Below are 26,048 nucleotides of genomic sequence, written 5' to 3'. Positions count from 1 at the left end.
TTTGACAAATATTTATAGGCATAAAGAAGCCGTATATAAGGACGAAGGAGTCAGTTCTCGATACGTACGATTTTTTACCAGTGATTTTGATACGATAGAAAAACTATACAAAGCCTTATACTACAATGTCGAATGGGAGATAGCGTGCGAGGACGGGAAAACGCGCAAAGTTGTTTTAAGATTTCTATATAAAGGAGAAAAAATATAAGCAAGAAAGATGAATGCAATTATTATTCGGCGTAACCAAGTCTTTTCTCCTTGTTGAAAAGGCAATAGGGATTATTTCAAAAAAATGATTTTTATACAAAAAAGTAAGACAAAGGTGAAGTAAAAACCGTTATATATAGTAGAGAGGTATAGTGCTCTCGAAAGCAATAAATATTCGGAGGTAAATAATGAAGAAAATAAAAATATTGATATGTATTACGTCCATCGTGATCTTGTGCTTAACCGTTGTTCTCGGTACGGTGGGGTGTAAGAGTTACAATCAAATGGAAGAAGCGTCTTATTGGTATGGGAAATACACGATAGAGCCGAAACAGACGTCCTTTCATATAGAAGACATACGCGAATCCGACTGGGAACCGTCGAATTATTATGGGGGCAATTATATAGCGGGGATATACGAAAATGGGTATGATTATTACACTGACATAAGGGATCCGACCAATCTTGAAACGATTTATCTTCCATTAGATGAGGGCGACGATAGATATTTTGATAAACAAATATATGAAGTTTTGCGCAATGAATTTGATAAGCGGGAGAAAACAGTCAAGATAAACAAGAAGGGTCTTTGGGCAGGTAAGCGCTTTTATGAATTAGACGAATACCGCTATGCTTTGACAAATATTTATAGGCATAAAGAAGCCGTATATAAGGACGAAGGAGTCAGTTCTCGATACGTACGATTTTTTACCAGTGATTTTGATACGATAGAAAAACTATACAAAGCCTTATACTACAATGTCGAATAGGAGATAGCGTGCGAGGACGGGAAAACGCGCAAAGTTGTTTTAAGATTTCTATATAAAGGAGAAAAGGTATGACGCTTGCAAAAAAACTTATTATGGTTGTTGGCTCGCTTATAATTATAATAGTGTTTATTGGATTGCTCGGTACAATAGCAACCAATCAGACTGTTACTGCCGATGAAAACGAATTTTCCTTTTATGGTCAATATTGTTGTTCAATAAAGGCGGCCGTATGATAAATAACGGAGTACAAAATAAAACAAGAGGAGATTATATGAAAATATTAAAACGAGTTATAGGAAAAATTATAAGCATATCCGCATTACTGGTGCTATGCCTTACCTTCGCCCTCAGCGTAGCGGGGTGCGGCAACAAGTATCTTGCCAAATTAAAAGACCATCAGGGTACGTATGTGCCGACGTATTGTCATATTCAATATAGCGATACAAAAGATGCGAACGGTAAATACGCTCCAGCATATGCAATGGAAATGCGAATGGTTGATGGACAAGTTGAGTATATGTATCCAAATAATTGCTTAAGCCTTGAGGACTTCTGGGGGGAAACGTATTATCGCGAGATATGGTTGGCGTTTTTGGAACAAGAAATCGAGGAGTTTTTTGCCTCGGTGCAAATCAAAGGAAAAAAGTTTGTAACGCAAAAAGAAGCATATCGTTTGTTCGTTCCCAAAGAGGACGCACACGGTCTATTCATTTCACGCAATAACGATGACGGTCTTGATGAACAATTTGTGAATGGACATGATGAAAATGGGACGAGTTACTGCTCTTATGTTCACGAGTTTATACGCGAGATTAACGAGAATACTATTGCATTCTATATACAAATAATGTACTCAATAACATAAAGCGAGGAGAGCAATATAATGAGAAAAAATAATGCATATTTAATTCCGTTGAACATAGTAGCGATTCTATTATTGTTTTTAATGATGGTATTCTTTGAGGGAGCTAATAATAACTGTGCTCCAGTAGCCGTTGCTGATGTTAATGAGCTCGAAATAACGAATGATTTAATACAATATATAGAAGATTTTAATGAGGAAAAAGGGCATATCATTGAATTTGTCAACCCTGTGATTGGCTATCATTGCTATAATTCGTATGCTAATAACATTGTGCTATATAATGACAGTTTTGCAACATCCATTACAGTTAATGGTGATGATAATATTGTTAATTTTGTGCCAAAAAGTTATTTTGCTCATGCGACAAACAAATTATACATCGGACCATATTACGGATATGCTATACGCACGGAGGAATGTAATGGCTATAATTTGAGTACAGTAATCTTATTGTTGAACGAGAACGAATGGATGGGTGATACGTATAAAATTAAACTTAAAACATTGGCGAAAGTTGATTTTATATATCTTTATAATACTAATGCTAACTTATACTTAAATAACACGCAAGGCAATGAAACTTATGAAGATTACGGATATTACAAACCAAGTAATAATGCATATGTTGCTCCAATTCTTACATTTATTGGAACAAGTCAAGATATAAAAAAAGTCGGTTTTCGGACATCTTCCAAACTCAGCCTTTCTAATATATCCATTGCTTCCCACATATACAATCAAAACGCGCTGAATACTTGGGATACGGGATATGACGCCAATGAGGACGAAGGATACTTTTTGATAGGCAATAACTATTCTTATCAAATTACGAAGCACTCGACGGGGAGCACACCGCCTTCGATGAGTGCGATATTGAGTGATATCGGCGAACTTGCCCTCGGCACCTTGTTGAGCATAAGTGGGTTGGATACACTTGGACACCTTTATAATATTGCTTCCGCGATGGTTTCGTTGGCCAATAGTGTCGATAATGTTGGCGATGTGGTTTTAACGAACGTGGGAGAAACCTCTTGCCAAATGGGCATGAGTAGTCCGAACTGGACTACGCGTGCGGATCAGATTGCCAATTATGGCAAACTCATCAAAACGTCTTCTTTGGGATACAACACCAACGATTATTCTTTGTGGCTTGAGACGGATGACTTTATCGAGGCGCGGTTCACCTATTCTCATACGAATGCCGTATATAATTATTCGCGCTTGAATATTTCAATCGGGGCGGTATTGGTGGAAAAAACCGATTCCAATAGTTATACGCCGCATCCTGTGGTTAATGAAGCGGATATTTATACCGAAAAGAACAGTCCGACTACGACGAGTATAGGGCTTTGGGAAGAATCCGCTTATTATATGTCGCCGTACGCAACTCAACAGTTCAGTTTTACCGCTACGCCTTATAATACTCGATATATTTTGAGCATAAATGGAGATGTAGGTACGGTGACCATAAATGGCAATACCGTCGATGCCGTCAATGGGCAATACGTGTTCGACGGCACGGCGAATACGACGTATACCATAGTGCTTGACAACGACGGAGACTTTTGTCGCGGCGCGTTAAGTATTGCCTTAGATGATAGCGGGAACGATATTCCCGCAGGGCAGACGCGCCTTGTTAAGTATACGCTGCCTTTTGACGGATTAATTCAGTGGAATACGGGAAATGTTAATGTTTCAATGCTTGAAATCTTTACCTATAACAATGGATTCTCTGTGTACAAGGTCGGTGGCGTGGTATCATTCTCGGAGACGGTAGGGGGTGCCCTTCCTATGCCGACGGGTACATATTATATTTTGGTAAGTAATAGTGCATCCATTTCCGTGAGCATAACGCTTAGTGCAACTTTGTGCTCTTTTACGAATAGCAATATCATAAGCAATCTTGCCGTGCAAGGTCAATATTACTTTATCTCACTTTCTCCATCGTATGTTGATGGTTATATGCTTACGGTCGATTCCAATGACGCACTCGTTTTTTCTACGTACATTATACTCTATGGCATCGGCGGTAATGTGGGGTTGATAACTGGTAATCATGCGACTTGCCAGCCATCGCCTCAAATGCAACCCTTATATGTAGGCGTGTCCGTAGGAAGTGTCGGCCCTGCGATTGTTAATCTGAGGATTGAGCACGTGGAGGACTCTTTGCAATGGACGGTAGATGGCGAAATCGTATCTTCGATTGTTTCGCTGGGTCGTAATGATTCTTATCAAATAGGCGTTGTGTTAAATGGCATTTATAGCGATTTATACGCTATTATTATGGATAATATTATCACAGGTCTATTAATCGACGGCACAACGCTAAGGATATCGGACTCGATTCCTTTGGATTCGACCGTATATGAAATTACGGCCAAACCGAGTGCGATGACATCGTTTGACCCAAAGTTCCGCTTCCGTTTGAAAGAAGATGATAAACTGTTGCTGTCGTCCTATAATAACGGCTCCGGTTGCGGCTTTAACATTCAGTTGAATAAAACGGGTATTAGTTGGTTGACCTATAATTTTTATAACGAGAATAACAGCGTTATTTCCAATGGTACGGTTGTAACGACAGAGGGTATAAATCAATATACGATAGCAGTTACAACGGGCGGGACATCGCGTTTTGTGAGATTGGGAATAAACCAAACATCTCGAAATGGGGACAATCGAACATTTTTGGGTTCCGTTTCCGTCGATTCTTGGTTCGGTGGCGGTACAGGCACGGCGAGTGACCCCAATCTTATCACATACCCTTGGCAATTCAACAATATTTATCGAGCGACTTCTCAGTGTTTTAAGCAAACGAGCAACTTGAATTTCTCGAATATAGGTACTAGGCGCGGCGTAAGTTTTTATGGGACGTATAATGCTTTTTCGCATTCGATTACGGGTATTAATATGTCTATAACCTATTCGAACGAAGCTTTTATAGGCGGTATGTTTGACCGCAACTACGGAACCATTACCGGATTGACGCAGTTCTCCGCAACTATCAGCGTTGTCTCCGCGACGAATGCGACCGTAGATGTCGGTGGGATCGTGGGGTATAATGTAAATGGTGCGTCCATAACCGGTCTTTGCGCATTTTGTACCGTATCGAGCGACAGCAAGGTCAGTTCGTCACATATCGGCGGATTGGTGGGCTATAATTGCGGAACCATGTGGGTTCCGTTGCAGGATAATATAACCGTACAAGGATATTGCAATATCGGTGGTGTAGCCGGACGTAATGTCGGCACTATCAATACGGCAATGATGGCTTGCGAGATTCATTATTCTCGAGTTTCTTCTGCGGCTAATTGTAGTGTGGGCGGCATCGCCGGTAAAAACACGGGCACGATAAACGTGGATTTTCTGTATAGTGATATCGATATATTGATCGATAACATCAGCGGTAATAAAACCAATCGTCCTCGCGTGGGATTGCTTGTTGGGGAGAATAATTCCGGCACCGTAACGGTTGCGGGTGATACGCCTTTCGGATCGATCGATGCCGACGATTTGATCCCCGTATGTCAGACGTATATCAATTTCAATGGAAATATCGGTTATGATCACTAGACGGGTCATTCCGTTTTGATATGGCGCGAGCGGTTTCACTCGCGTCTTTTTTCCCTTTGATGCCCGCGTATAAATACGTGCGATACGCGCTATAAAAGATAATGAAAATATATTATAAATATATATCTTTACAAACGCCCGCGAATGTGATATAATACTTGCGAAAATTATTATATGGGGCGTTTCGCTCCAAAGGAGTATTTATGAACAAACTCACAGTAAAAGACGTAGACGTCAAAGGTAAACGCTGTTTGGTGCGCGTGGATTTCAACGTGCCTATGAAAGACGGCGTCATCACGGATGAGAACCGTATCAACGGCGCTTTGCCCACCATCGAGTATTTGATCGGTCAGGGTGCCAAGGTCATTCTTTGCTCGCACATGGGCAAGCCTCACAACGTCCTCAACGACAAGATCAAGCTCAACAAGAAAGAGCAAAAGGCCGTGGACGCGCTGCCCCAAGAGGAGCAAGAGGCCGCCAAAGCCGAGTTCATCGAGAAGGCCAAGAAGGACAAGCAAAAGTTCTCTCTCCGTCCCGTCGCCGTGCGCCTTTCGGAGAAGTTGGGCAAGCCCGTCACGTTCGCCGAGGACGTGGTCGGCCCCTCCGCCGACGCGGCCGTTGCCGCTATGAAAGACGGCGACGTCGTTTTGCTGGAGAACACCCGTTTCGAAGCGGGCGAGGAGAAGCGTGACGAGGCCCTTTGCAAGAAGTTGGCTTCCTACTGCGACGTGTACGTCAACGACGCGTTCGGCACGGCGCACCGTTCGCACGCCACCACCGCGGCCATCGTCGAGTACGGTTTCGTCAAGACGGCCGTGTGCGGCTTCCTCATCGAGAAAGAGTTGTCCGTCATGGCGGCGACGTTGGAAAATCCCGTCCGTCCCTTCGTGGCGGTTTTGGGCGGCGCCAAGATTGCCGACAAACTCAACGTCATCAGCAATTTGTTGGAGAAATGCGACAGCCTCATCATCGGCGGCGGCATGGCCTACACCTTCCTCAAGGCGCAGGGCTTGGACGTCGGCAAGAGCATGGTAGACGACGAGAAGATCGGCTACTGCTTGGATATGATCGAAAAGGCCAAGAAGTTGGGCAAGAAACTCTACCTGCCCGTGGACACCGTGGTCGCCAAGGAGTTCCCCAACCCCATCGACGCCCCCATCGAGGTCAAGACCGTAGATTCCACCGCCATTCCTTCGGATATGGAAGGCTTGGATATCGGCGAGAAGACGCGCAAGATCTACGCCGACGTCATCAAGAGCGCCAAGTCCGTCGTGTGGAACGGTCCTATGGGCGTGTTTGAGAATCCCACCTTGGCCGCCGGCACCAAAGCCGTGGCGCAAGCCATGGCCGACACCGACGCCATCACCATCATCGGCGGCGGCGATTCCGCGGCAGCCGTGGCGCAGATGGGCTTCGCCGACAAGATGACGCACATTTCTACGGGCGGCGGCGCGTCGTTGGAGCTGTTCGAAGGCAAAGTCCTTCCCGGCATTGCGTGCTTGAACGACAAAAAATAGAGCGATATAGCACGTTTCCGCTCGTTCGGGCATACCGTGTACGCCGAGTACACTGGGTATACCCTCATTCGTTAGAAAACGCGCTCTCTCATCTCTATTTTTATCATTCGAGCGCGCAATGAGCGTGCACGAAATAGAGGTGAACGGGTAAGCCCATTCGCTCACTACGATTCTTCGCATTCAAATCAAGCGATTGAGTGCGAAATGGCAGAAAACGCGCTCTCTCATCTCTATTTTTATCATTCAACCACGCAATGTGGTGCGGGATAGGGATGAGAAGTAGGGTGGTACGGCGTGCCCCGCGACGGGGCGGCCGTGTTCGCCCGTCCATCCAAAAACAAACTCAAAAGGAGATTTTATTATGGCAAGAAAACCCATTATCGCAGGCAACTGGAAAATGAACAACAACATCGCCCAAACCAAGGCTCTCATCACCGATTTGATTCCCTTGGTGGCGGACGCCAAGTGCGACGTCGTCATCTGCACCCCATACACCTCGTTGGCCACGGCCGTCGAAATGTGCAAAGGCACCAACATCAAGGTCGGTTCCGAGAACGTGCATTGGGCCGAGAAGGGCGCCTTCACGGGTGAGATCAGCGCCAACATGCTGGTGGAGTTGGGCGTCGAATACGCCATCGTCGGCCACAGCGAGCGCCGCACCTACTTCGGCGAGACGGACAAGACCGTCAACCAACGCGTCAAAGCCGCTTTGGCCGCAGGTCTCAAAGTCATTCTCTGCGTAGGCGAAACGTTGGAAGAGCGCGAGGCGGGCATCACGGCCGAGGTCGTGCGCCGTCAGACCAAGATCGCCTTCACCGACATTGCCAAAGAGGAGTTGGAGAACGTAGTCATCGCCTACGAGCCCGTGTGGGCCATCGGCACCGGCAAGACCGCCACCGCCCAAGACGCCAACGACACCATCAAGATCATTCGTGACTGCATGGCCGAGTTGTACTGCCCCAAGTGCGCCGAGAACCTCGTGCGCATCCAATACGGCGGCAGCATGAACGCCAAGAACGCGTCCGAATTGATGGCCATGCCCGAGATCGACGGCGGCCTCATCGGCGGCGCTTCCCTCAAGGCCGAGGACTTCAACAAGGTTGTTCACTTCTGATTGAGCATTCGACACGGCAACGGGCAAAAGGCGAAAACTCGTCTTTTGCCTTTGTCATTACAATAGGACTATGAGAAAAAGCGACAAGTTTTACAGTATCATCATTATGGACGGTTTCGGCATTGCGCCCCCTTCCGCGGGCAATGCCATTCTCAACGCGGGCACCCCGTACGTGGACTACCTCCGCGCGACCTATCCCAACACCAAGTTGGGTGCTTCGGGCCTTTCGGTCGGTCTTCCCGACGGGCAGATGGGCAATAGCGAGGTCGGCCACCTCAACATGGGCGCGGGCCGCATCATCTATCAAGACCTTACCCGCATCACCAAGAGCATCGAGGACGGCGACTTCTTCACCAACGAGGCTTTGGTCGGCGCGATGAAGTACGCCTTGGAGAAGGGCAAGCGCCTGCACCTCTACGGCCTGCTGTCGGACGGCGGCGTACACAGCCACAACACCCACCTCTATGCGCTTCTCCGCATGGCCAAGCAATTCGGTTTGAAGGACGTCTTCGTCCATTGCTTTATGGACGGGCGCGACGTGTCCCCCACCTCGGGCTTGGGCTTCATCAAGGACTTGGAGCGCGAGATAGAGGCCATCGGCGTAGGCAAGATTGCCACCGTATGCGGCCGCTTCTACGCCATGGACCGTGATTTCGCCTGGGACCGCAACGAAAAGGCCTACAATATGCTCACCAAGGGCGAGGGCTTGCGGTTCCGTTCGGCCGAGGAAGCCATGCAAGACAGTTATGACCGCGGCGTCACGGACGAGTTCGTGCTGCCTTCCGTCGTAGTGGACGCCGAGGGTCAACCCGTCGGCAGTATCCAAAAAGAGGATGCCATCATCTTCTTCAACTTCCGTCCCGACCGCGCGCGCCAAATCACCCGCGCCTTCATCTTCCCCGTGTTCGACAGCTTCCCCCGCGACGAGTATCTCAATCCCTACTACGTTTGCTTCAAGCAGTACGACGAGAAGTTCACGGGCGTGGACATTGCGTTCAAGCCGCAGGAGTATGTCAACACCTTCGGCGAGTACGTTTCCAAGATGGGCTACACCCAACTGCGCATCGCCGAAACGCAAAAGTACGCGCACGTCACCTTCTTCTTCAACGGCGGCGTGGAAGCGCCCAACCCCAACGAGGACCGCGTGCTTATCCCCAGCCCCGACGTGGCCACTTTCGATATGAAACCCGAAATGAGCGCCTACGAAGTGGCGGCCAAGGCCTGCGAACTCATCAAGGGCGGCAAGTACGACCTTATGGTCCTCAACTTCGCCAACTGCGATATGGTCGGCCATACGGGCATCATTCCCGCGGCCGAGAAAGCCGTCAAGGCCGTTGACGAGTGCGTCAAGCAAGTGGTGGAGACGGTTTTGTCCATCGGCGGCACGGTCTTACTCACCGCCGATCACGGCAACGCCGAGAAGATGATCGCCGACGACGGCACGCCCCATACGGCGCACACCACCAATTTGGTGCCCCTTATCCTCATCGACGACGCTTATAAGAACGTCACCTTGCACGAGGGCATTTTGGCCGACATCGTGCCCACCTTATTCGAGGTAATGCATCTCGAACAGCCCAAAGAAATGACGGGCAAGTCCCTCATCAATCATTAACGACGGATAGGTCCCCGAGGCGCTTTATGCGCCTCGGGTGCTTGCCGTACCCAACCGAAACGAAACAGAGTATATCACTCAAAAGGAGTAGTTATGAAGAAATCCTACGCTATAGTCATAGCCGTCGTGCTCGTTCTGGCCGTTTTGCTGACGGTCGGCGCCAGTCTTACCGCGCTTGCCGAGCCTTCTCAGCCCGTGGAGACCACGCACCGCATCGCGCACGTCTCGGATATCCACATTATGATAGACGAGTACTGCAATATCTATTCGCCCGACTACCAAAAGGCGGGCAACACCAGTTACAAGGTGCTCGAGCAGACCGCGGCCACGACGGAGGCCGTGTTCAACGAGATGATCGCGAATGCGGGCGGCATACCCGAGATGGTGTTCATCACGGGCGACCTCACCTCCAACGGCGAGTTGGCCAACCACTTGGGCGTGGCCAACCTGCTTGCCGAGATCACCCAACGCGCACGTGCCATCGAGGGCAACGAAGGCTTCCAGATCTTCGTCATTCCCGGCAACCACGACATAGACAACCAAAACGCCAAGTGTTACACGCCCACGTTGGACGACGAGACCTGGAACGCGTTGGTTGCCGAAGGCAACGCCGACAAAATGCGTGACTATCTTTCGCAATATCCCGCCCGTAGCGTGCAGACCACCACGATGCTCGAGTTTATGAGCATCTACAGCGATTTCGGCTATTGCAACTGCGCGGGGCGCAAAGAAGGGCATCACGAGGGCGGTTGCAAGATGGCGGAGGGCGTTTCTTTGGAATATTTCTACGAGAGCGACTATTGGTACGTCCCCAATACCACGCGGTCCAATCGTCCCGTGGACTTGGGCGACGCCGCCGTGGTGCTCACGCCTTCCTATACCTATCGGTATGAATACGAAGTCACGCCCGCGGGCGCTCTCACCGAGACCACGCCCACCGAGGACGAGATAGCGGGCTACAAAGTGGACAAAGATATGGAGTTTTACGCCCGCGCGTCCCGTCACGGCGCTTGCTCCTATATCGCCCGCGTGAACGGCGTCACCGTTTTGGGCATCGACGCCAACTCCCACAAGTGGACGGACGTCAAGAAAGACAAGTTGGCGGTCAAGACCTCGTTGGGTTGGGATGAGACCACGGGCGGCTACATGACCGAGGCGCAACTCAATTGGATGATCGAGTCCGTCCGCGAGGACGTTGCCGATCGCCGCTTGGTTCTCACGTTGGCGCACGAAAACGTGTTGCCCCACTTCGACACCGAGGACGAGGTCATTTCCCTCTTCACCTACGACAATTGGGAAGACGTCTACACCAACATGGCCGACAACGGTATGCGGTACGTCTTCACGGGTCACCAACACACCAACGATATCGAATCCGAAATTTCTCAGATGGGCAGCGTGTTCTACGACCTCGAAACGGGCTCTACCACCTGTATGGGCGCGGGCTGGCGCGAACTCAAGTTCACCCAAACCGCCTATGCGGACGGCGCCTACGCCGAGGATTGCTGGTCTACCATGCACTATCTGCACTACAATACCGAGGTGGACGGCCAAAAGGCCTTCGCCTATCGCCGCTACGAGATCACGGGCGGCAGTACGGACGGCGCGTATAGCCTGAATACCGTCTATCAGGGCAAAAACGGCGTCAACGATCACGAGGGCGAGTACCAGGATATGACGGACTATATGTCCCAATCCCTCCAAAAGATGATTTCCAATATGGCCGGCAACGTGGTCAACGAGCAGTTGATGGATACCATCGGCGGCTTGGTGGGCAAGTTGGAGGGCGGTAGTCTTGATTACCTCTATCCCTTAGCCAACAAGGTCGTCACCGACTTGGGCAACCTCAATCTGTACGAGTTCGTGGCGGACGCGGATGGCGGTTTCCATCTTTCCGCCGAGCCCAAAGCGGGCTACCATCTCACGCAATATGCCATTGACTTGGTGGACTACTTCCTCGGCAAGGACTACAGCTTCGGCAAGAAGTTGGGCGTCTATCTGGACGAAGTCCTCTTGGAAGTGTACGGCAACCACCTCATCGGCGGACAATTCCACACCGAGGCGGAGATTACCGCCAAATTGCAGGCGCTTCTGGACGTTTTGGAAGACGGCCAATTCCTGCGCTACTTCGAGGATTTGCTCTATCGCGGCGTCTTGCCCGAGTTGGAACTCATTCTCAACGCCCCCATCTATTGGGGCGACAGCATCAACTATCGTCATCTCGACCAATCTTCTACCGTCACGCCCGAGATGGTGGCGGACGGCAAGGGCTTCGACGTTTCGGCCCAAGCGGGCGCCGTGTTCTCGCGCAACGACTTTATCATCGGCGCCATCAAGGGACTTATCGAGCCCCAAAAGGCCAATAAATATCGCGCCGCCACGCCCGGTATGGACGTCAGCAGTTTGATGAAATTCGTGCGCAGTCTGCCCACGATCCTCGACCCCATTCTCCATCCCACCGAGGACGGTGACGACACGCTCATGATTCTTATCGACGCCGTAGCCGAGGATTTCGACATCGGCAAATATCTCCACTATATAGACAAAGCCGTGGGCTATATCGTCAAGTTGGACGGCACCAACACCTTGGCCGAGGTGCTCAAAGAGGAACTCTTGGACAAATACGTCACCGACGCTTTCTGCAAGAACCTCGGCGCATACGGCGCGTATATCATTCGTTCGGTCATGGTGGACGACAGCGTGGATGGGGTGGAGCGCACCGCGGCGGAGGGTTGGTTCCCCTACGAGGTCACGCCCGACTTCCACGTGACGTTGACCTACGCGGGTGACAAATCGGCTCTGTTCCGCGACGGGGTGGAGCACACCTACTATTGCGACAAGGACGGCAAGGATACCGTCGCCGTCAAGGCCACCAAAGCCAACGGCCTCTTGCCCGGCAAGATCACGTTGGGCAACGTCGTGGACGCTTCGGGCAATCTCGACCTCACCAAGAAGGAGATCCGTTGGTTCACCCAACGCGACGTGGACTATTCGACGCCCGCCGCCACCTGCAAGCAATACGAGTGGTCAGAGGAAGGCGCTTCGGCCGCCACGCAGTTCTACAGCGAGTTGGAGTTGGCCGACAACGCCCAATTCACCTCTTCCACCACGCGGCTCTACAAAGGTGCCAACGTGTGGATCGAGTATCCCACCATCGACCTCGGCATCATCTACCTCAATATCACCTACGCCTATCGTCAATACAACGATTTCGACGTGGTTTTGGACGGGCTCACGGCGGGCAAGACCTACTACTACCGCTTGCGCGCGGTGGACGTGGACGGCGAGGGCAAGACCGCCAAGACCTACGATTGGACGGATACCTACAGTTTCACGCAGCCCCAGGCCACCGGTGGCGTCAGCGTTATGGCGATGGCCGACATTCAGGGTAGTGTAGAAGGCAACTACGTTGCCTCTTTGCCCAATATGAAAGAGGCGCTTTCGAATGGCAACCCCGCCTTTATCGTCAACTGCGGCGACAACGTGGACACGGGCAAGAATATCGCCCAATGGCAATGGCTTTTGGACGATCAGGACGTCGTATGGGCGCAAAACGTCTTCGCGGGCGTTGCGGGCAATCACGAGGAGAAGGACTACGCCATTTCTTCCGTCGTCGCCACGCCCGATGCCGCCGCTGTGGAGGCCAGCGGTTTCTACTATTCCTACAACTATCAAAACGTGCACTTCGTCCTTCTCAACACCAACGACAACAAGTCGGACGGCACGTTGGCCGACGCGCAGTACGCTTGGTTGGAGGCCGACCTCACGGCGGCCAATGCCAACAGCGCCGTCGAGTTCATCGTGGTCGCCTTGCACAAAGGCCCATACACGGCGGGCAGTCACGCCTTCGACGCGGACGTCATCGCCATGCGCCGTCAACTGTCCCCCTTGTTCGCCCAAAAGAAGGTTGACCTTGTTTTACAAGGTCACGACCACACCTATTCGGTCAGCGAGTATATCGGCGCTACGGCGGACGACAGCGGCAAGTATCTTCCCGTCGCGGTCTCCTACGACGCCACGGGTGCGGCCATCGATCCCGACGGCGTCCTGTACGTCAACTTGGGCACGATGGGCGACAAGTATTACAACTATATCTATTCGCCCTTGGTCACGTTGAAGGACCGCACCGCGGACGCCAATCTCAAAGTCACCTTGGCCGACTACTTGACGCAGGCGGGCAATCTCGAATTGTCCCCCGTGCGCAACGGCAAGACGGTTTTGCCCGAGACGCCCGTCTACGCATACCTCAACGTCAAGGCGGGACGGCTTTCTCTCACCACCTACACGGTCATCAACGGCAATAGTTACGTGGTGGACGACATCGCCATCACCAAGAGTCCCGTCAAGGCGTCTGCCGACTTGTCCGTCTTGGGTGCCAAAGTCAAAGCGGCCGATCTGGATACCTTAGCGACCGTCAGAGTGTCCGTCACCACCACCGAGGGCGTGGAGTTCTTCGCGGGGTACCGTTTGGCCGACGTCTTGGCCAAGGCGGGCAAAGCGCAGACCTCTTTCCGCTACAACGGCACCGACTATTCGACTGCGGACGCCTACGTCGTCGTCGCCAAGTCCAACGCGGCGGGCGGTGACGTCACGGCTATGGAGCCCACCGTCATGATCTGCAATCAAGGCAGCGCCTTGTTCGTCGCCGCATCCGAGTTGTCGTCGGGCTTGCCCACCTGGGCCATCGCCGTCATCGCGGTTGCCTCGGCCGTCGTCCTTGCCTTGGTCGTCGTGTTGGTATTGCTCGTTCTCAAACGCAAAAAAGCCCCCACAGCGCCCGCCCCGACGGTAGCCGAAGGCGAAAACGCCCCCTCGGCGAATGATGAGCCTGCGCCCAAGGCGGATGCCGAGGACGCGTCCAATCCCGACGAGGAGTAGTTTTCGACTCGCGTCGATCGCACGATCTATACACAAATTGCCGCACTTACCCTATGACGTAGTGCGGCTTTTTGTACCAGGCCGCCCGTGCGCCTTTATCGCTCGCCCCCGCGATCCCCGCCTTGCGCGCCGCCTTTTTCGCGCGCTTTGGCGAGCGTAGCGTATTGTATTGACAAATATCCTTATACTGACTATAATATAAATGTGTCTTATCGACACGCCAATTCAAAAATAAGGAGGAACGAATATGAAAAAGATAGTGATTGCTCTGATAGCCGCTATGCTCGTAGTCGTGCTGGCGTTCTCTATGTTCGCCTGCAAGGACAAGAATAGTCAAAACAACGGCGACCAAGGCAACAATGCGGCCGAAGACAATGGCGGCAACGGTACCAACGATCAAGGCGGTCAAGGTAGCGCCGGCACCGTCAGCGGCAAAGTCGGCGACGAGCATTATGCCGCGCCTCAGGCGAGCAATATCACCACCGCCGAGGTGGAGGAAGTATTGCTTCCCTTCATCAACAAAATCGCTACGCTCGGCGACCGCGTAGACGAAGACAGTTCTCTTAGCGCCGAAGAGGACGGCGAAATATTCGCCATCATCGCCGAGGCGCTCCGTCAAAGCGGCGTCGACAAGGATTTCCTTGCTCGCTATATGACGGTGGTCGACAGTTTGTGGGACGGTGGCATCAACGTCGCCATCGAACGAATCAAATCCGGTGAGGCGCTTTGGACGGTGCTTTCCGACGTATTGAGCGAGGCCAATATCCAAGCGGGTATGACCGTTCTCGCCAATTTGCTCAAAGAGGTGGATGCCAACAAGGCCATCGCCGTCACCACCGTTGTGTTTGACCTCATCGACATCGACATCTATTCGAGCTATAACTACGACTTTGCCAAGGTGGATGCGCGTCTTGCCGAGTTGGGCATCAACCGCGCCGATTTGCGCAGTGCGACCTTCGCAATGATTGACGATTGTCTCCTTTCGGACGATGGCTACTACTTGGCTACCGTCGTGATGCAAATGCTCAAGAATGTCGCCGATTATTCCGCCGCCGAGATGTCCACCATGGCCAAGACTTTGCTCAAAGTGCTCGAGGTTGGCATCGACAACGGTTTCAAGAGCATTCTCACGAGTGACAAGATTTCCTATCGCGAGATGGTTTCCATCGTCAACACCACGGGCAAGATGCTCGGCAGTATGCTGAGCGCCATCGGCAACGAGGCCGAGTTCGGCAAGGCCGTCAAAGGCATTCTCACCGCGGTCGGCGTTGATATCGGTTCGTTTGACGTGTTGCTCGGTCACACCGAACTTCTGCGCGCGGTTACCAACTTGATGTCCGCGGTCACCGTCAACGACGTTACCAATATCTATTCCTACTTCGATGATTGGAACAAGAACAAAGACAAAGATACCGACGGTGTCAAATTCGTCACTTTCGTGGCGGCTGCCGTCAATTTCGTCAAAGGCGAATACGCCAAGTTGTCCGATTCTGCCAAAGCCGACTTGTCATTGGCATTGGGCAATGCCGACCTTTACAAGACGGTCGACGAGTTGTTACCCCTTATCCCCGCGAACGTAGATGCCATTACGGCGTCCGAAGCGAAGGTCATCGGTGACAAACTCACCGCCATCAAGGGTATGGTCAAGCTGCCTTTCGGCGAGGAAGAGGAAGAGGAGCAACCCGCCGCCAACGGGTACGTCTTGTCCGGTGAAGTGCCTTTCGTCGTTGCCGACGCCTCCATCACTGCGGAGCGGTTCGCCGCGTTGCTTTCTTCGCTCGGGTTCTCGTGGCGTGCCGACGGCAACGGTGGCAAACTCCCTCGGGCCGCCATCGACGAGGTGCCGTTCACCCTGTCCTTCGACAACGGTGCGGACGGCAAGACCTACGCCGTTCTGAGTGGCGAGGGCATCGCTCCCAACACCAAAATTGCCGTGGTCTCTCGGGTAGACGGCGTCATTTCCGCCGGTGGCCTCTACAATGCGATAAGAGTTGCCAAGGGTAGCACGGCCGACGCGGTGCAGGAGAATGTCAAGAACCGCTTGTATTCCTATCGCGTGTACGACAGAGCCACCCATCAAAGCTTCCGCTTCGAGTGCCGCGATGTCGCCGTTGCGGTTGCCAACGTGGACTTCACCAAAGTGGGCGACACCATCGGCACCGTGGCCATTACCACGCCTTACGGCGTCGTCAACACGGTTGCTCGTTTCGTGGTGTACGACAGCGAGAGTCCCGCCATCGAGAGCATCAGCGTCAATCTCGGCAATTGGCACGTAGCGCTCAATTCCACCGTCGCAGACGCCGAAATCAATCTCGACGTATATTATGACAATGGCCGCAACGCGAGGGTCTACGAAGGCTTCGAGGTCGCGTCCTTCGATACGTCCAAGGTGGGCAACGGCAACATGAAGGTGTCCTATCAAGGGTTCACCGACAGCGCGCACTACTACGTCTACGATCCCGCCAATCTCCGCGAGGTCGGCATCGATGTCAGCACCAACGTGTACAGTTTGGAAGTCGGCACGCAATGGAAGCCCGAGTATATCTCCGTCTATCTCATCAAGGACGACGGCAGTCGCACCGGGATAAATGACTATACCGTCAGCGGTTTCGATTCTTCGAGCGAAGGGTATCGCAGCGTCAAAGTCACGTACAAGACCTTCTCCGACAGCGTGTACTTCCGTTTCATGGATTATTCCAACGCAGTCATAGAGAGCATTTACGCCGGTTGCAATAACAGCACGATTTCTGTCGGCGATACTATCGAATCTTTGCAACTGTACGTGTGGGTATACTACGACGGCAACTATTCTTCTCGCAAGATCACCGAAGGCTTCTCCGTCGAGGGCTTCGATTCGTCCACGACGGGCTTTAAGTACGTTACCGTCACCTACAAAGGCTATACCGATTCGGTGTACTATCGCGTTGAATCGGACGAATAATATCGTTATCGACGCAACCAAAACGGGCGGCACTCCATTGGGGTGCCGCCCATTATGATACTCAGGCTATGCTATCCCACTCCCGCAATCCCTCTATCCGTTTGGCGCAACTCCTTCTCGGTTGGTTTTGCGTGTTGTTGTACGCCTTCGTCGGGGTATACAACCTGCCCGCCTACGCGGACAGCAAGGCGCTCGCGGTGGGTACCGCGCTCAGCGAAGCGGGCGTTTCGGCCGCACGGTTAGACGCCGTTTTGGACGCGGTTTTTGCCGTGGACGACTTGCGCTCGGGCGAGGGCGACAACAAAGAAGCGGTTTCGTCCATCTATCGCGCGGTCAGTTGGCTCGCCGAGTTAGATAGCGACAGTACGGCTTCGGTCGGCATCGCGTGGCAGTATCCCCGCGACGCGTTCAAATCCCCTTTGTCCGTGTTGCGGTACGCGTCCCTTCGGGACAAGATACGCCGTCTTACCTATAGAGTTGACGGCACTACGATCAAGGCTACGCTTTCCCCCGACGAGTGGCGGAGTAGCGCCGTGTCCCTTCGCCGCCTTGCTCAAAACGCGGCGGGGCTTTCGCAAGAGGAGTTTTCGCGCTTTATCTTCGCCGTGCGCAAGATAGCCACGGCCACGGACGTTTTCCAAGAGGTTTCTTTGCTCGAAATGCGCCGCGTGTGGGAGGGCTTGTACGCGCTTACCGCCGAGGTGAACGTTTCGGGGCTGTACGCGATGGATTTTTTGGTCGAGGACGGCTTTTGTACGGCCGTCGGCGCCGATTTGGCCTACGTCGTGCGGGCGTTCCGTTCGCTGTCCTACGAGCGCGTGATCGAGGCGATGATGCAGTTGCCCGATAAGGCCCGCGCCGCCTACGCGCTCGTTCAATACGTTTTCGCCGAGCAACGGTCGGACATGACCGTTCTATGTCGGTTGTTGTACGCGTTAGAGGTGTACGGGCTTATCCCCCGCACGTTTTCCGTCAACGATTTTCGTGACGAAGTGTCCTTCCTCGCCACCTGTCCCAACGCGCCTACCGAGGACGAATGGCGGCAATTAACCCCCCACGTACAGGCTCTTTTAGCACTATTCACCCAATAATCGACGTGCCAAAACGCCCAAGCCAAAACGCCCAAACCCAAGCCGCAACGCGTTCCCTTTTCCGCGCTCGTTGGAAATAACGGTATAGTAAAGCCCCGCCGTTTTTCGGCGGGGCCTTACCAAAACCAAAAGAGAATCAATTTCACGAACGGTTTTCGTTCAAAGGAGGCGAACGCTTGTCCGACGAAGGAGGATATCGACAAGCGGTTTTGTGAAATTCGATTCACATACTTACTTTACCACAAACCGAACCCGTTGTCAACAAAATTATGAACAAAAGTTCACATTTTTTCAAAAATATAGTTTTCAAATTAAACGGATTATGTCAAGCACTTGAATATAGCGTGTAAATAGAGTATAATTGAAATATACTTATTACTCAAAAGGGGGAGTTTCGTGAGCGAATACAATGATATAAAAATCGTCAACGGCAGTCGCTCGCGCAACGAGTACCGCCCCAATTCCGTCACTACGGGCGTCAACCCGTCGCTCACGACCACGCCTTTGGTCGAGCCCAATACGCCCAAGCGCGACGTGCCGCACGTTGCCAAGAAGAAGCAACGGCGCGTAGCCATCACCGCCAAGGTGCTGTCGGCCGTCGTAGCGGTCGCGGGCGCTTCTATGGTAGTCGTGGCGGTCGCGGACGAGTTGGATATTCTCAATCCCCTTCCCATCGTACAGCGCATTTTCACCGAAAGCAACGCCCAGGCCGAATTATTCGAGGACGTGGGTAGCATTTCTTATACTATCCATATCGTAGATTACACGCCCACGGGCACCCTTACCTTGGCCGTTCTCGATACCGACGGTCAGCGCGTGTGGGAGATTCCCTTTGCCCAATCGTCCGAGGACGGGACGACCGCGCACGGCGTGGTCACGGATTTGGGCAGCGGCCGGGCGTACACTTTCTGTCTCTACGAGGACGATCGCTTGCTCTGGACGCGCGCTTTCCGGACGCAGCAGGCCACGCAGCCCGCGCCGAGCTATATCGTGGAAAATGCCGATGCCGCGTTGGATTCCACCCAGTCGGCGGTGATGTTCTCCATCGGTTTGCCCGACTACGTCGTCTTCAGCGGTCTCAAAGCGCGGCTCAGCGCAGGGGATTTCAGCAGTGAGTTGATGCTCGAGGCCGAGACGGAAGAGAATACCGTCTACGTGCACGGCGAGTTTACGGATTTGTCGTCCGAGACCAAGTACGCGTTCGAGTTGTACGACGGGGACAGGCTCGTCTACGTCAACGATATTTGGACGAAAGCGCCCGATTCGGGTGGTCTCCTCGCCAACGCCCAGGTCAGTTTCGCCACCACCGAGATAGAGGTGATGTTCTCCGTCGGCTTACCCGACTACACGGTCGAGACCGACCTCGTGGCCAGGCTCAGCGACGTCACGGGGGCGGACGCGCGCGAGGAGAAGTTGGAGCCGCAGTTGGACGGAGCCACTACCGTTGCTTCCGGTCACTTCGCCGACCTTACGCCCGCCACCAAATACCTGTTCGAGTTGTACGACGGCGAGCGCCTTCTCTGCCAAGAGGAAGTTCTCACCAAAGAGCCAAGCTATCTCTTGGACGACGCCGAGATCGGCTTCGAGTATTCGGACAGCGTACTGTACTACTACGTCACGCTCACCGACTATACGATCGTGGACGCCATTCAGGTCGCCGTCGGTACCACCGAGGACGACAAGATATACTCGACTCCCACGCCCGAGACAGAGGATAACTATATCCACGCGGACGGCGAGATAGAGGGCTTGACGGACGGCGTCACCTACACCTTATACTTGTACGACGGCAACAGGCTCTTGGCTCAGAGGACTTTCACGATGGGCTACTACGACGTGAATCTCGACGGTGCCACGGTCGAATTATTCCCCGGTACGGACGGCTTGACCTATCACTTCGTCTTACCGTCCGACTACACGGTCAATGAAAGCTTGCGCGTAGAGGTGTCTTCTCTCGCGGGCACGCAGTCGGCTGAGGTCGAGCCCACCGTGACCGAGGACGGCGTCGAGGGCGAGGGCGAGATAGAGGGCTTGTCGCCTTCTACCGAGTACGACTTCGCTTTGTACGACGGCGACGAGATCCTGTGGTCGGAGCAGTTCACCACGGGTGACGACGGTAGCGGCACGGGCGGCTGATAGTCGACGATATAGGCAATATGGGCGGCGAAAGCCCCCTACGTATATAGGCAAATTAAACCAAAATGACAAACTCAAACGAGGTGGAGTATGAAAAAACGTCAACGTAACGAAAAAGAGAAAGCAGTAGACCAATCGGTGCCCACGGGCAGAGCCACCACGCGCAAGCCCCTCAACGTGCCCGCTTTGGTCGCATTGTGCGTTTTGCTCGCGGCGACCATCGTCATCTTCGTGTTCGCCGAGCAGATATTCGGGGCGAGTAGCGTCTTTAAGCAGGACGTCAGCACGCACGCGGTCGCCAACGCGATCTTCCATTGGATCCCGTCGGTGTTGCGCACGATTCAAATCGTCGCCATCGCCTGGCTTCTCATTTGGGGCTTGCGTGTGCTTTTGGGCATTTTCCTCACCCGCAACAATCGCAGCGCGACCATCGTCAAGCTTACCAACAACTTCCTCAAATACCTCATCGCCATCGTTTCCGTGTTCTTGGTGCTGTCGGCCTGGGGCGTCAACACGACCACGTTGCTTGCCTCCGCCGGTATCCTCAGTCTTATCATCGGTCTCGGTGCGCAGAGTATGATCAGCGACATCTTGGCGGGCATCTTCATCGTGTTCGAGGACGAGTTCCGCGTGGGCGACATCGTCATCATCGACGGCTGGCGCGGCACGGTGGACGAGATAGGCATTCGCGCCACCAAGATCATCGATTGGCAGGGCAACGTCAAAATCGTCAACAACAGCGAGATTTCCACCATCATCAACCAATCCAAGGAGATGTCAGTCACCACTTGCGTCATTTCCATCGGCTACAACGAGTCCATTCCCAAGGTTGAGTTGGTCATCAAGAACAACCTCGAGCGCATTCGCAACGCCATTCCCGAGATCGTGGAAGGTCCCTTCTACAAAGGCGTGGACAAACTCAGCGCGTCCAGCGTGGATCTGCTCATGGTCGCCACGGTCAAAGAGGCCGACTATTTCATCGTCCAACGCGCGTTGAACCGCGAGATGAAACTGATCTTCGACGAGAACAACATTGCCATTCCCTTCCCGCAGGTCACGGTCAGTTACGCCGAGGAGGGCGACACGTCCTTTACCGCCCGCGAGGCCAAGCAAGCGGTGCAATTCGCCGTCGAGCAGCGCGAAGCGTCCAAGAAGCTGGAAGATACCAATTCTTGACGTTTTCGTTCTTCGGTCATCAAAAGTGGGGCTACGTACCCCACTTTTGCGTTAATACCCCCCCATTGTATGCAACCGAGTGCCATCGTCATCATCAACGAATATAGCGGCGGCTATACGCAAGCGGTACGCCAAAAGATAGCGGCCGCCCTTTCTGCCTACCTCGTCACCTACGTCGACATAGACGACGACGTGGCCCGTAGCGTCCGCGACGCCGACTTGCTGGTCGTGGCCGGGGGCGACGGCACGTTGAGTTCGGTCTTCAATAAGTTGGGCGCCGTGCGTCCCCCCGTGCTCTACGTTCCCTGCGGCACCCTCAACGAACGCGCCAAGGCGCGCAAGCGGTTTGCGGGGCACGAGGGATTGGTGCTCGGCCAAGCGGCCGACCGCCTGTTCGCCTACGTCTTGGCGGCCGGCACGTTTACGCCCATCGGCTACGTCGCGGACGTGCGTGCCAAAAAACGTTTCGGCCGACTTGCCTATTTCGCCGAGGTGCTCCGCGAGTACCGCGTGCACGCCATTCCCGCCGTACTGTCGGCGGACGGCGTGGAGTACGCGGGCGACTATACCTTGATTATGGTCGTCAAGTGCGACCGCTGTTTCGGCTTTCGCTTCAATCGTATGTATGTGCCCGAGTCTTTGGGTGGGCATCTTTTGCTCGTCAAATCCCCGCGTAGCAAGGGGTTGTCGGGCAAAATTCGCATTTTCTTTCCATTTTTCCGCGCCTTTTTCTTGGGGTTTCGGCACGAATACCATTCGTCCTACGTGGACTTTATCTCGTTCGATTCGCTCACGATTTCCCTTTCTTCGCCCGTCGATTTCGACGTAGACGGCGAAAAGGTCACGCTTTCGGGCGCAGTCGCCGTCTCTTTCACGCCCTATTCCGCCCCCTTTACCGTACTTGACGAATAAAACGCGAACGTCCGCGCACAAAAAACGTGATACTTCGGGCGCAAAAGAGTAATGCGATACTTCGGGCGCACGTAGAATACAAAAAAAAGAGAGCGCACCGCTCTCTTTTTTGAAATGTATCGCTATATCAGTAGTTGATGAAGATAAATTTGTCCTTTTCGGTCAACGTAATGGGGGTGCGCTCGTCCTGATGCTCGGTCAAAAATACAAATGCGTCCTCGTGCACATAGCCCAACAGCATATATTGTTTGTCGAAGCTCACGTAGAAGCGTTGCACCAATTCCGCCTTGCTCGCGAAGTGCATCTCGCCCATATCCGCCACCATTTCGTCCACCTTTTTGATGAAGATATCGAAGTATTCCCCGCCGTCTTCGGTATCCACGCTCAGCAGCCCGTCGTAGAAGGCCTTGGCGTCTTGGTTGAGGGCGAGTTGCGTCAAAATCAAACTCATCATACGGTTGCTGATGATGGCGTTCTTGATCTGGAAGTCGCGGATGCTGTTGTAGTTTTTGGAGTCAAGCAGTTCGGTCACGAAGGACAACTCCTCGCGGTTGCGGTTTTGGAACGCCGTCTGCAACGCAATCAAGGTCACGAACACGTTGGCGTCGTAGCTGTCCGCGGACACCGTATCGTCCGACAGAATGAGCACTTTCTTTCGTCCCTCGGTCTTGCGGATATCTTCGATGAGCCGTTCGGTCTCGTTCTTTCCGTAATGCAGCACCTTGAAGTTGGAGCGATATCCCACCGCGGCCAATTCGAGATTTTCCTTGATAAACCGCGCCTTTTTGTTTTCGCCGACGATGAAGATGGTGCAATGAATATCCAAAGATACGTTTTTGATCCCGAATTTCTTCACCTTGCCGAGGTCGACGGGCGCGTTGCGCTTGTGCGCCAACGCAGGCGCGTCTTCCGCCAGCACGAACAGGCGGTTAAATTTGATGACCGGGATAGCGTCGTCGTGCGTCGCCAAATAGTCGTCCACCTCGTCCTCGCCGTACGAGTAAAATTCGCACCCCTCGAAGGACAGCAAGGCCGTATACAGATCGGCCATTTCGGGCTCTATCATGGTCTGTGCGATGATTTGCCCTATCTTGCGGTTGAAGGACACGGGGATAATGGACTTATCCTTGAGGTTGGCCAAGGTGCCCGCCAAGGTCTCCATCTTCTCCTTGGTCTCGGCGCTATCCGTTTCGATGACGATATTGCAGTTCTTTGCGATATCGAAATTGCTCAACGCCAGCATGATCTTGAGGGCCATCAAGTCGTTGTTTTCGATATTGTCGTCGTCGCCGTCTTCCATATCCTCGCGCGACATAATGACGATATTCGCGGCGTTTTCGATAGAGATATCGCTCAAATCACCGTGCAAAAGGGGATTGCCCACCTTGACGATGAGTTTCAGTTTCCGCTTTTTCTCCCCCTCTTTTTGATAGGCGGACAAGAGCGAATCCACTTCGCCCGTCACGTAGTCCTTGTCCTTATCCGACATCACGATGACGCTCTCGCGGAAGCCTTTCAGCATCAAGTTGTAGAGAATATCGGGCACTTTGCTGTTCCAATTCAGTATGACGAATTGTTTTTCCAAATGGATCTTGCCCTTCGCGTTGCCCTTCTTGTCGATATAGGCTTTGACGGCGGCGGTCAAGGTCGCGATGACGGCGCCCGAGAAGAGCACCAACTCGGCGGCTATCACCACCACGCTTATCAACACCACGCCCAAGTGCTCGTCGATGAGGTCCAGCATCTTGGTGATGGTATTGGCAGTCAGCATACAGGACAAGAAGTGCGCCACCGCCTTGAAAAAGTTGTTGTGGAAATAGTCGGCGTCGATCGACATACCCAATATCGAGGCTATGACGATCACCAACAGGCTGATGATCAAGAAGTCTACGATGATAATGAGCAGGGGCTTTTGATAGGTCTTGATCGTTCGTTTTGCCTTGATTTTCAACAATAGCGATTTAAGTTTTTTCATTCGTCTCTCCCCTTCGTTGGCGAAGTGAGGATTTTCGGCGCGTCACTCGCATCGTGCGCGTACAAAAAGGCGGCGATATCGCTATCACCGCCCGATTTCGGTTTATTCTTCGTCGGCGTTGGCTTCCACCGCGATATCTTCTTGCTCGGCTTCGTCGGTCTCTTCTTGCGCGGGCGCTTCCTCTTCCGCTTCGTTCGTTTCCGTTACTGCCTGCTTGCCTACGGTACCGCTTCCCATCAAGAGGTCAAGCGCCACGAAGGCCAGACCGAAGGGGAAGAACAAATAGTTGTAGAACGCGCCGAAGTAAGAGGTCCAGTCCGCGTCGAACTTGGCGTAGGCCGCGATCCACATCACCCAGGCCAAGAAGAAGAACACCAACGCCCCCGCCAAGATGCAGAAGCCGATTTGCAGCATCTTGCTCTTCTTTGTGATGAAGAAGAGGACTGCCATCACGATGACGGCCAAGAGGGCGCACCCCGCGATGAAGTCGAACAGCGAGGCGGTAATGACGATACCGTTGGTGCCCGACGTGATCCAATCGGCGCGGCCGATGCGGTTGAAGAGCGTGCTGATGATCCAGTAGCCGAACACGGGCGCGAAAGCGTATTTGACCAAGTCGTGCTTTTTCAACGCGATGAGCAGGGGAATGATGCCCACCATGGCCAGATCCACCACCAGCAATATCAAACTGCCGATCACGGGCATAAAGCCGCCGCCGATACCCGCCGCGTCGAGGACCAATACGAAGGCCGTCGCCGCGAACAACAAAATCATTCCGATTAGTTTTGCTTTGCTTGCAACACCGCGAACCAAATTATCCATAATTAAACCTCTCTTGTATTATATCCCTATTGTATTTTGCGATATGTACGATAGTCAAGTATTTCCCCCAAAAATAAGGCGTTAATTCTCCAAAATCACAACAAAAAACGCTATTACGCGCTTCAAAGCCCGCAATAGCGTTCGGTTGGTTGCGCGTCACAGCCGCACGCGCACGACGGGCAGAACGCCCACGTCCGCGCGCACCGCGTCCACCGTCTCCGTTCCTTCTTTCCGCATCGCCATTTCGGTAGGCGGCGACAGCGACACTTTGGCGGCCATCACGGGCGGCATCGCCGAGGCCTATTACGGCGTACCCGACGACCTCGCCGCCCAAGCCCTCGCCTATTTGGACGACTATCTTCTCGCCGTCTACCGCGCCGTCACCGTTTGAGCGCAAAAGAGCGTCGTGCAAAGATATTGACAACGCGGGCGGTATTTTGTATAATCACAAGTAGGACG

16 protein-coding genes are annotated in these 26,048 nt (G+C 52.9%); 14 read left to right on the top strand and 2 right to left on the bottom strand.

Annotation, left to right across the window (positions count from 1 at the left end; genetic code table 11):
• Positions 1–395: 395 nt before the first annotated feature.
• The 13 genes from II896_07120 (at position 396) to II896_07060 (ending at position 22,792) form a co-directional block, all read left to right on the top strand.
• Positions 396–977, top strand: a complete 582-nt coding sequence (locus tag II896_07120; GenBank protein ID MBQ4444407.1) for a hypothetical protein — start codon at positions 396–398, stop codon at positions 975–977.
• 68 nt (positions 978–1,045) lie between these two features.
• On the top strand, positions 1,046–1,210 hold the full coding sequence (locus II896_07115) for a hypothetical protein (GenBank protein ID MBQ4444406.1): 165 nt from the start codon (positions 1,046–1,048) through the stop codon (positions 1,208–1,210).
• Between the two features lie 38 nt (positions 1,211–1,248).
• Positions 1,249–1,842, top strand: coding sequence for a hypothetical protein (locus II896_07110; protein ID MBQ4444405.1), 594 nt, complete (start codon positions 1,249–1,251; stop codon positions 1,840–1,842).
• Between the two features lie 18 nt (positions 1,843–1,860).
• Complete coding sequence (locus tag II896_07105) at positions 1,861–5,412, top strand: hypothetical protein (GenBank protein MBQ4444404.1); 3,552 nt, start codon at positions 1,861–1,863, stop codon at positions 5,410–5,412.
• A 203-nt stretch (positions 5,413–5,615) separates the two neighbouring features.
• On the top strand, positions 5,616–6,929 hold the full coding sequence (gene pgk, locus II896_07100) for a phosphoglycerate kinase (GenBank protein MBQ4444403.1): 1,314 nt from the start codon (positions 5,616–5,618) through the stop codon (positions 6,927–6,929).
• A gap of 361 nt (positions 6,930–7,290) precedes the next feature.
• Positions 7,291–8,043, top strand: a complete 753-nt coding sequence (locus II896_07095; GenBank protein MBQ4444402.1) for a triose-phosphate isomerase — start codon at positions 7,291–7,293, stop codon at positions 8,041–8,043.
• Positions 8,044–8,113: 70 nt separating this feature from the next.
• Positions 8,114–9,658: a 2,3-bisphosphoglycerate-independent phosphoglycerate mutase gene (locus II896_07090; GenBank protein MBQ4444401.1), complete on the top strand. Its 1,545-nt coding sequence runs from the start codon at positions 8,114–8,116 to the stop codon at positions 9,656–9,658.
• A 93-nt stretch (positions 9,659–9,751) separates the two neighbouring features.
• Positions 9,752–14,536 (top strand): metallophosphoesterase, encoded by a 4,785-nt coding sequence (locus II896_07085; GenBank protein ID MBQ4444400.1) that lies wholly within the window; start codon positions 9,752–9,754, stop codon positions 14,534–14,536.
• A 247-nt stretch (positions 14,537–14,783) separates the two neighbouring features.
• Complete coding sequence (locus II896_07080) at positions 14,784–17,477, top strand: hypothetical protein (protein MBQ4444399.1); 2,694 nt, start codon at positions 14,784–14,786, stop codon at positions 17,475–17,477.
• A 68-nt stretch (positions 17,478–17,545) separates the two neighbouring features.
• Entirely contained in the window at positions 17,546–18,568 is a 1,023-nt protein-coding gene (locus II896_07075) for a hypothetical protein (GenBank protein ID MBQ4444398.1), read from the top strand.
• A gap of 396 nt (positions 18,569–18,964) precedes the next feature.
• Positions 18,965–20,704 (top strand): hypothetical protein, encoded by a 1,740-nt coding sequence (locus II896_07070; protein ID MBQ4444397.1) that lies wholly within the window; start codon positions 18,965–18,967, stop codon positions 20,702–20,704.
• Positions 20,705–20,794: 90 nt separating this feature from the next.
• Positions 20,795–21,880, top strand: coding sequence for a mechanosensitive ion channel family protein (locus II896_07065; GenBank protein MBQ4444396.1), 1,086 nt, complete (start codon positions 20,795–20,797; stop codon positions 21,878–21,880).
• A 69-nt stretch (positions 21,881–21,949) separates the two neighbouring features.
• The gene (locus II896_07060; GenBank protein ID MBQ4444395.1) at positions 21,950–22,792 is read left to right on the top strand and encodes an NAD(+)/NADH kinase; all 843 of its coding nucleotides are present in this window, start codon (positions 21,950–21,952) and stop codon (positions 22,790–22,792) included.
• Positions 22,793–22,919: 127 nt separating this feature from the next.
• Here the strand turns inward: II896_07060 and II896_07055 are convergent, their stop codons facing one another.
• Together II896_07055 and II896_07050 are read right to left on the bottom strand one after the other, a co-directional pair.
• A complete protein-coding gene (locus tag II896_07055; protein ID MBQ4444394.1) occupies positions 22,920–24,767 on the bottom strand; it encodes a hypothetical protein in 1,848 nt (615 codons plus the stop codon).
• Between the two features lie 102 nt (positions 24,768–24,869).
• Positions 24,870–25,541, bottom strand: a complete 672-nt coding sequence (locus II896_07050) for a hypothetical protein (protein MBQ4444393.1) — start codon at positions 25,539–25,541, stop codon at positions 24,870–24,872.
• Positions 25,542–25,734: 193 nt separating this feature from the next.
• Here II896_07050 and II896_07045 point away from each other — a divergent pair, with 193 nt between their 5' ends.
• Positions 25,735–25,980, top strand: a complete 246-nt coding sequence (locus II896_07045; protein ID MBQ4444392.1) for a hypothetical protein — start codon at positions 25,735–25,737, stop codon at positions 25,978–25,980.
• Positions 25,981–26,048: the final 68 nt, after the last annotated feature.

This window comes from Clostridia bacterium (genome assembly GCA_017394805.1).
Lineage (GTDB): Bacteria > Bacillota > Clostridia > Christensenellales > CAG-1252 > RUG14300.
The sequence above is the reverse complement of the archived record's forward strand: the minus strand, read 5'-3'. Positions and strand labels throughout refer to the sequence as shown.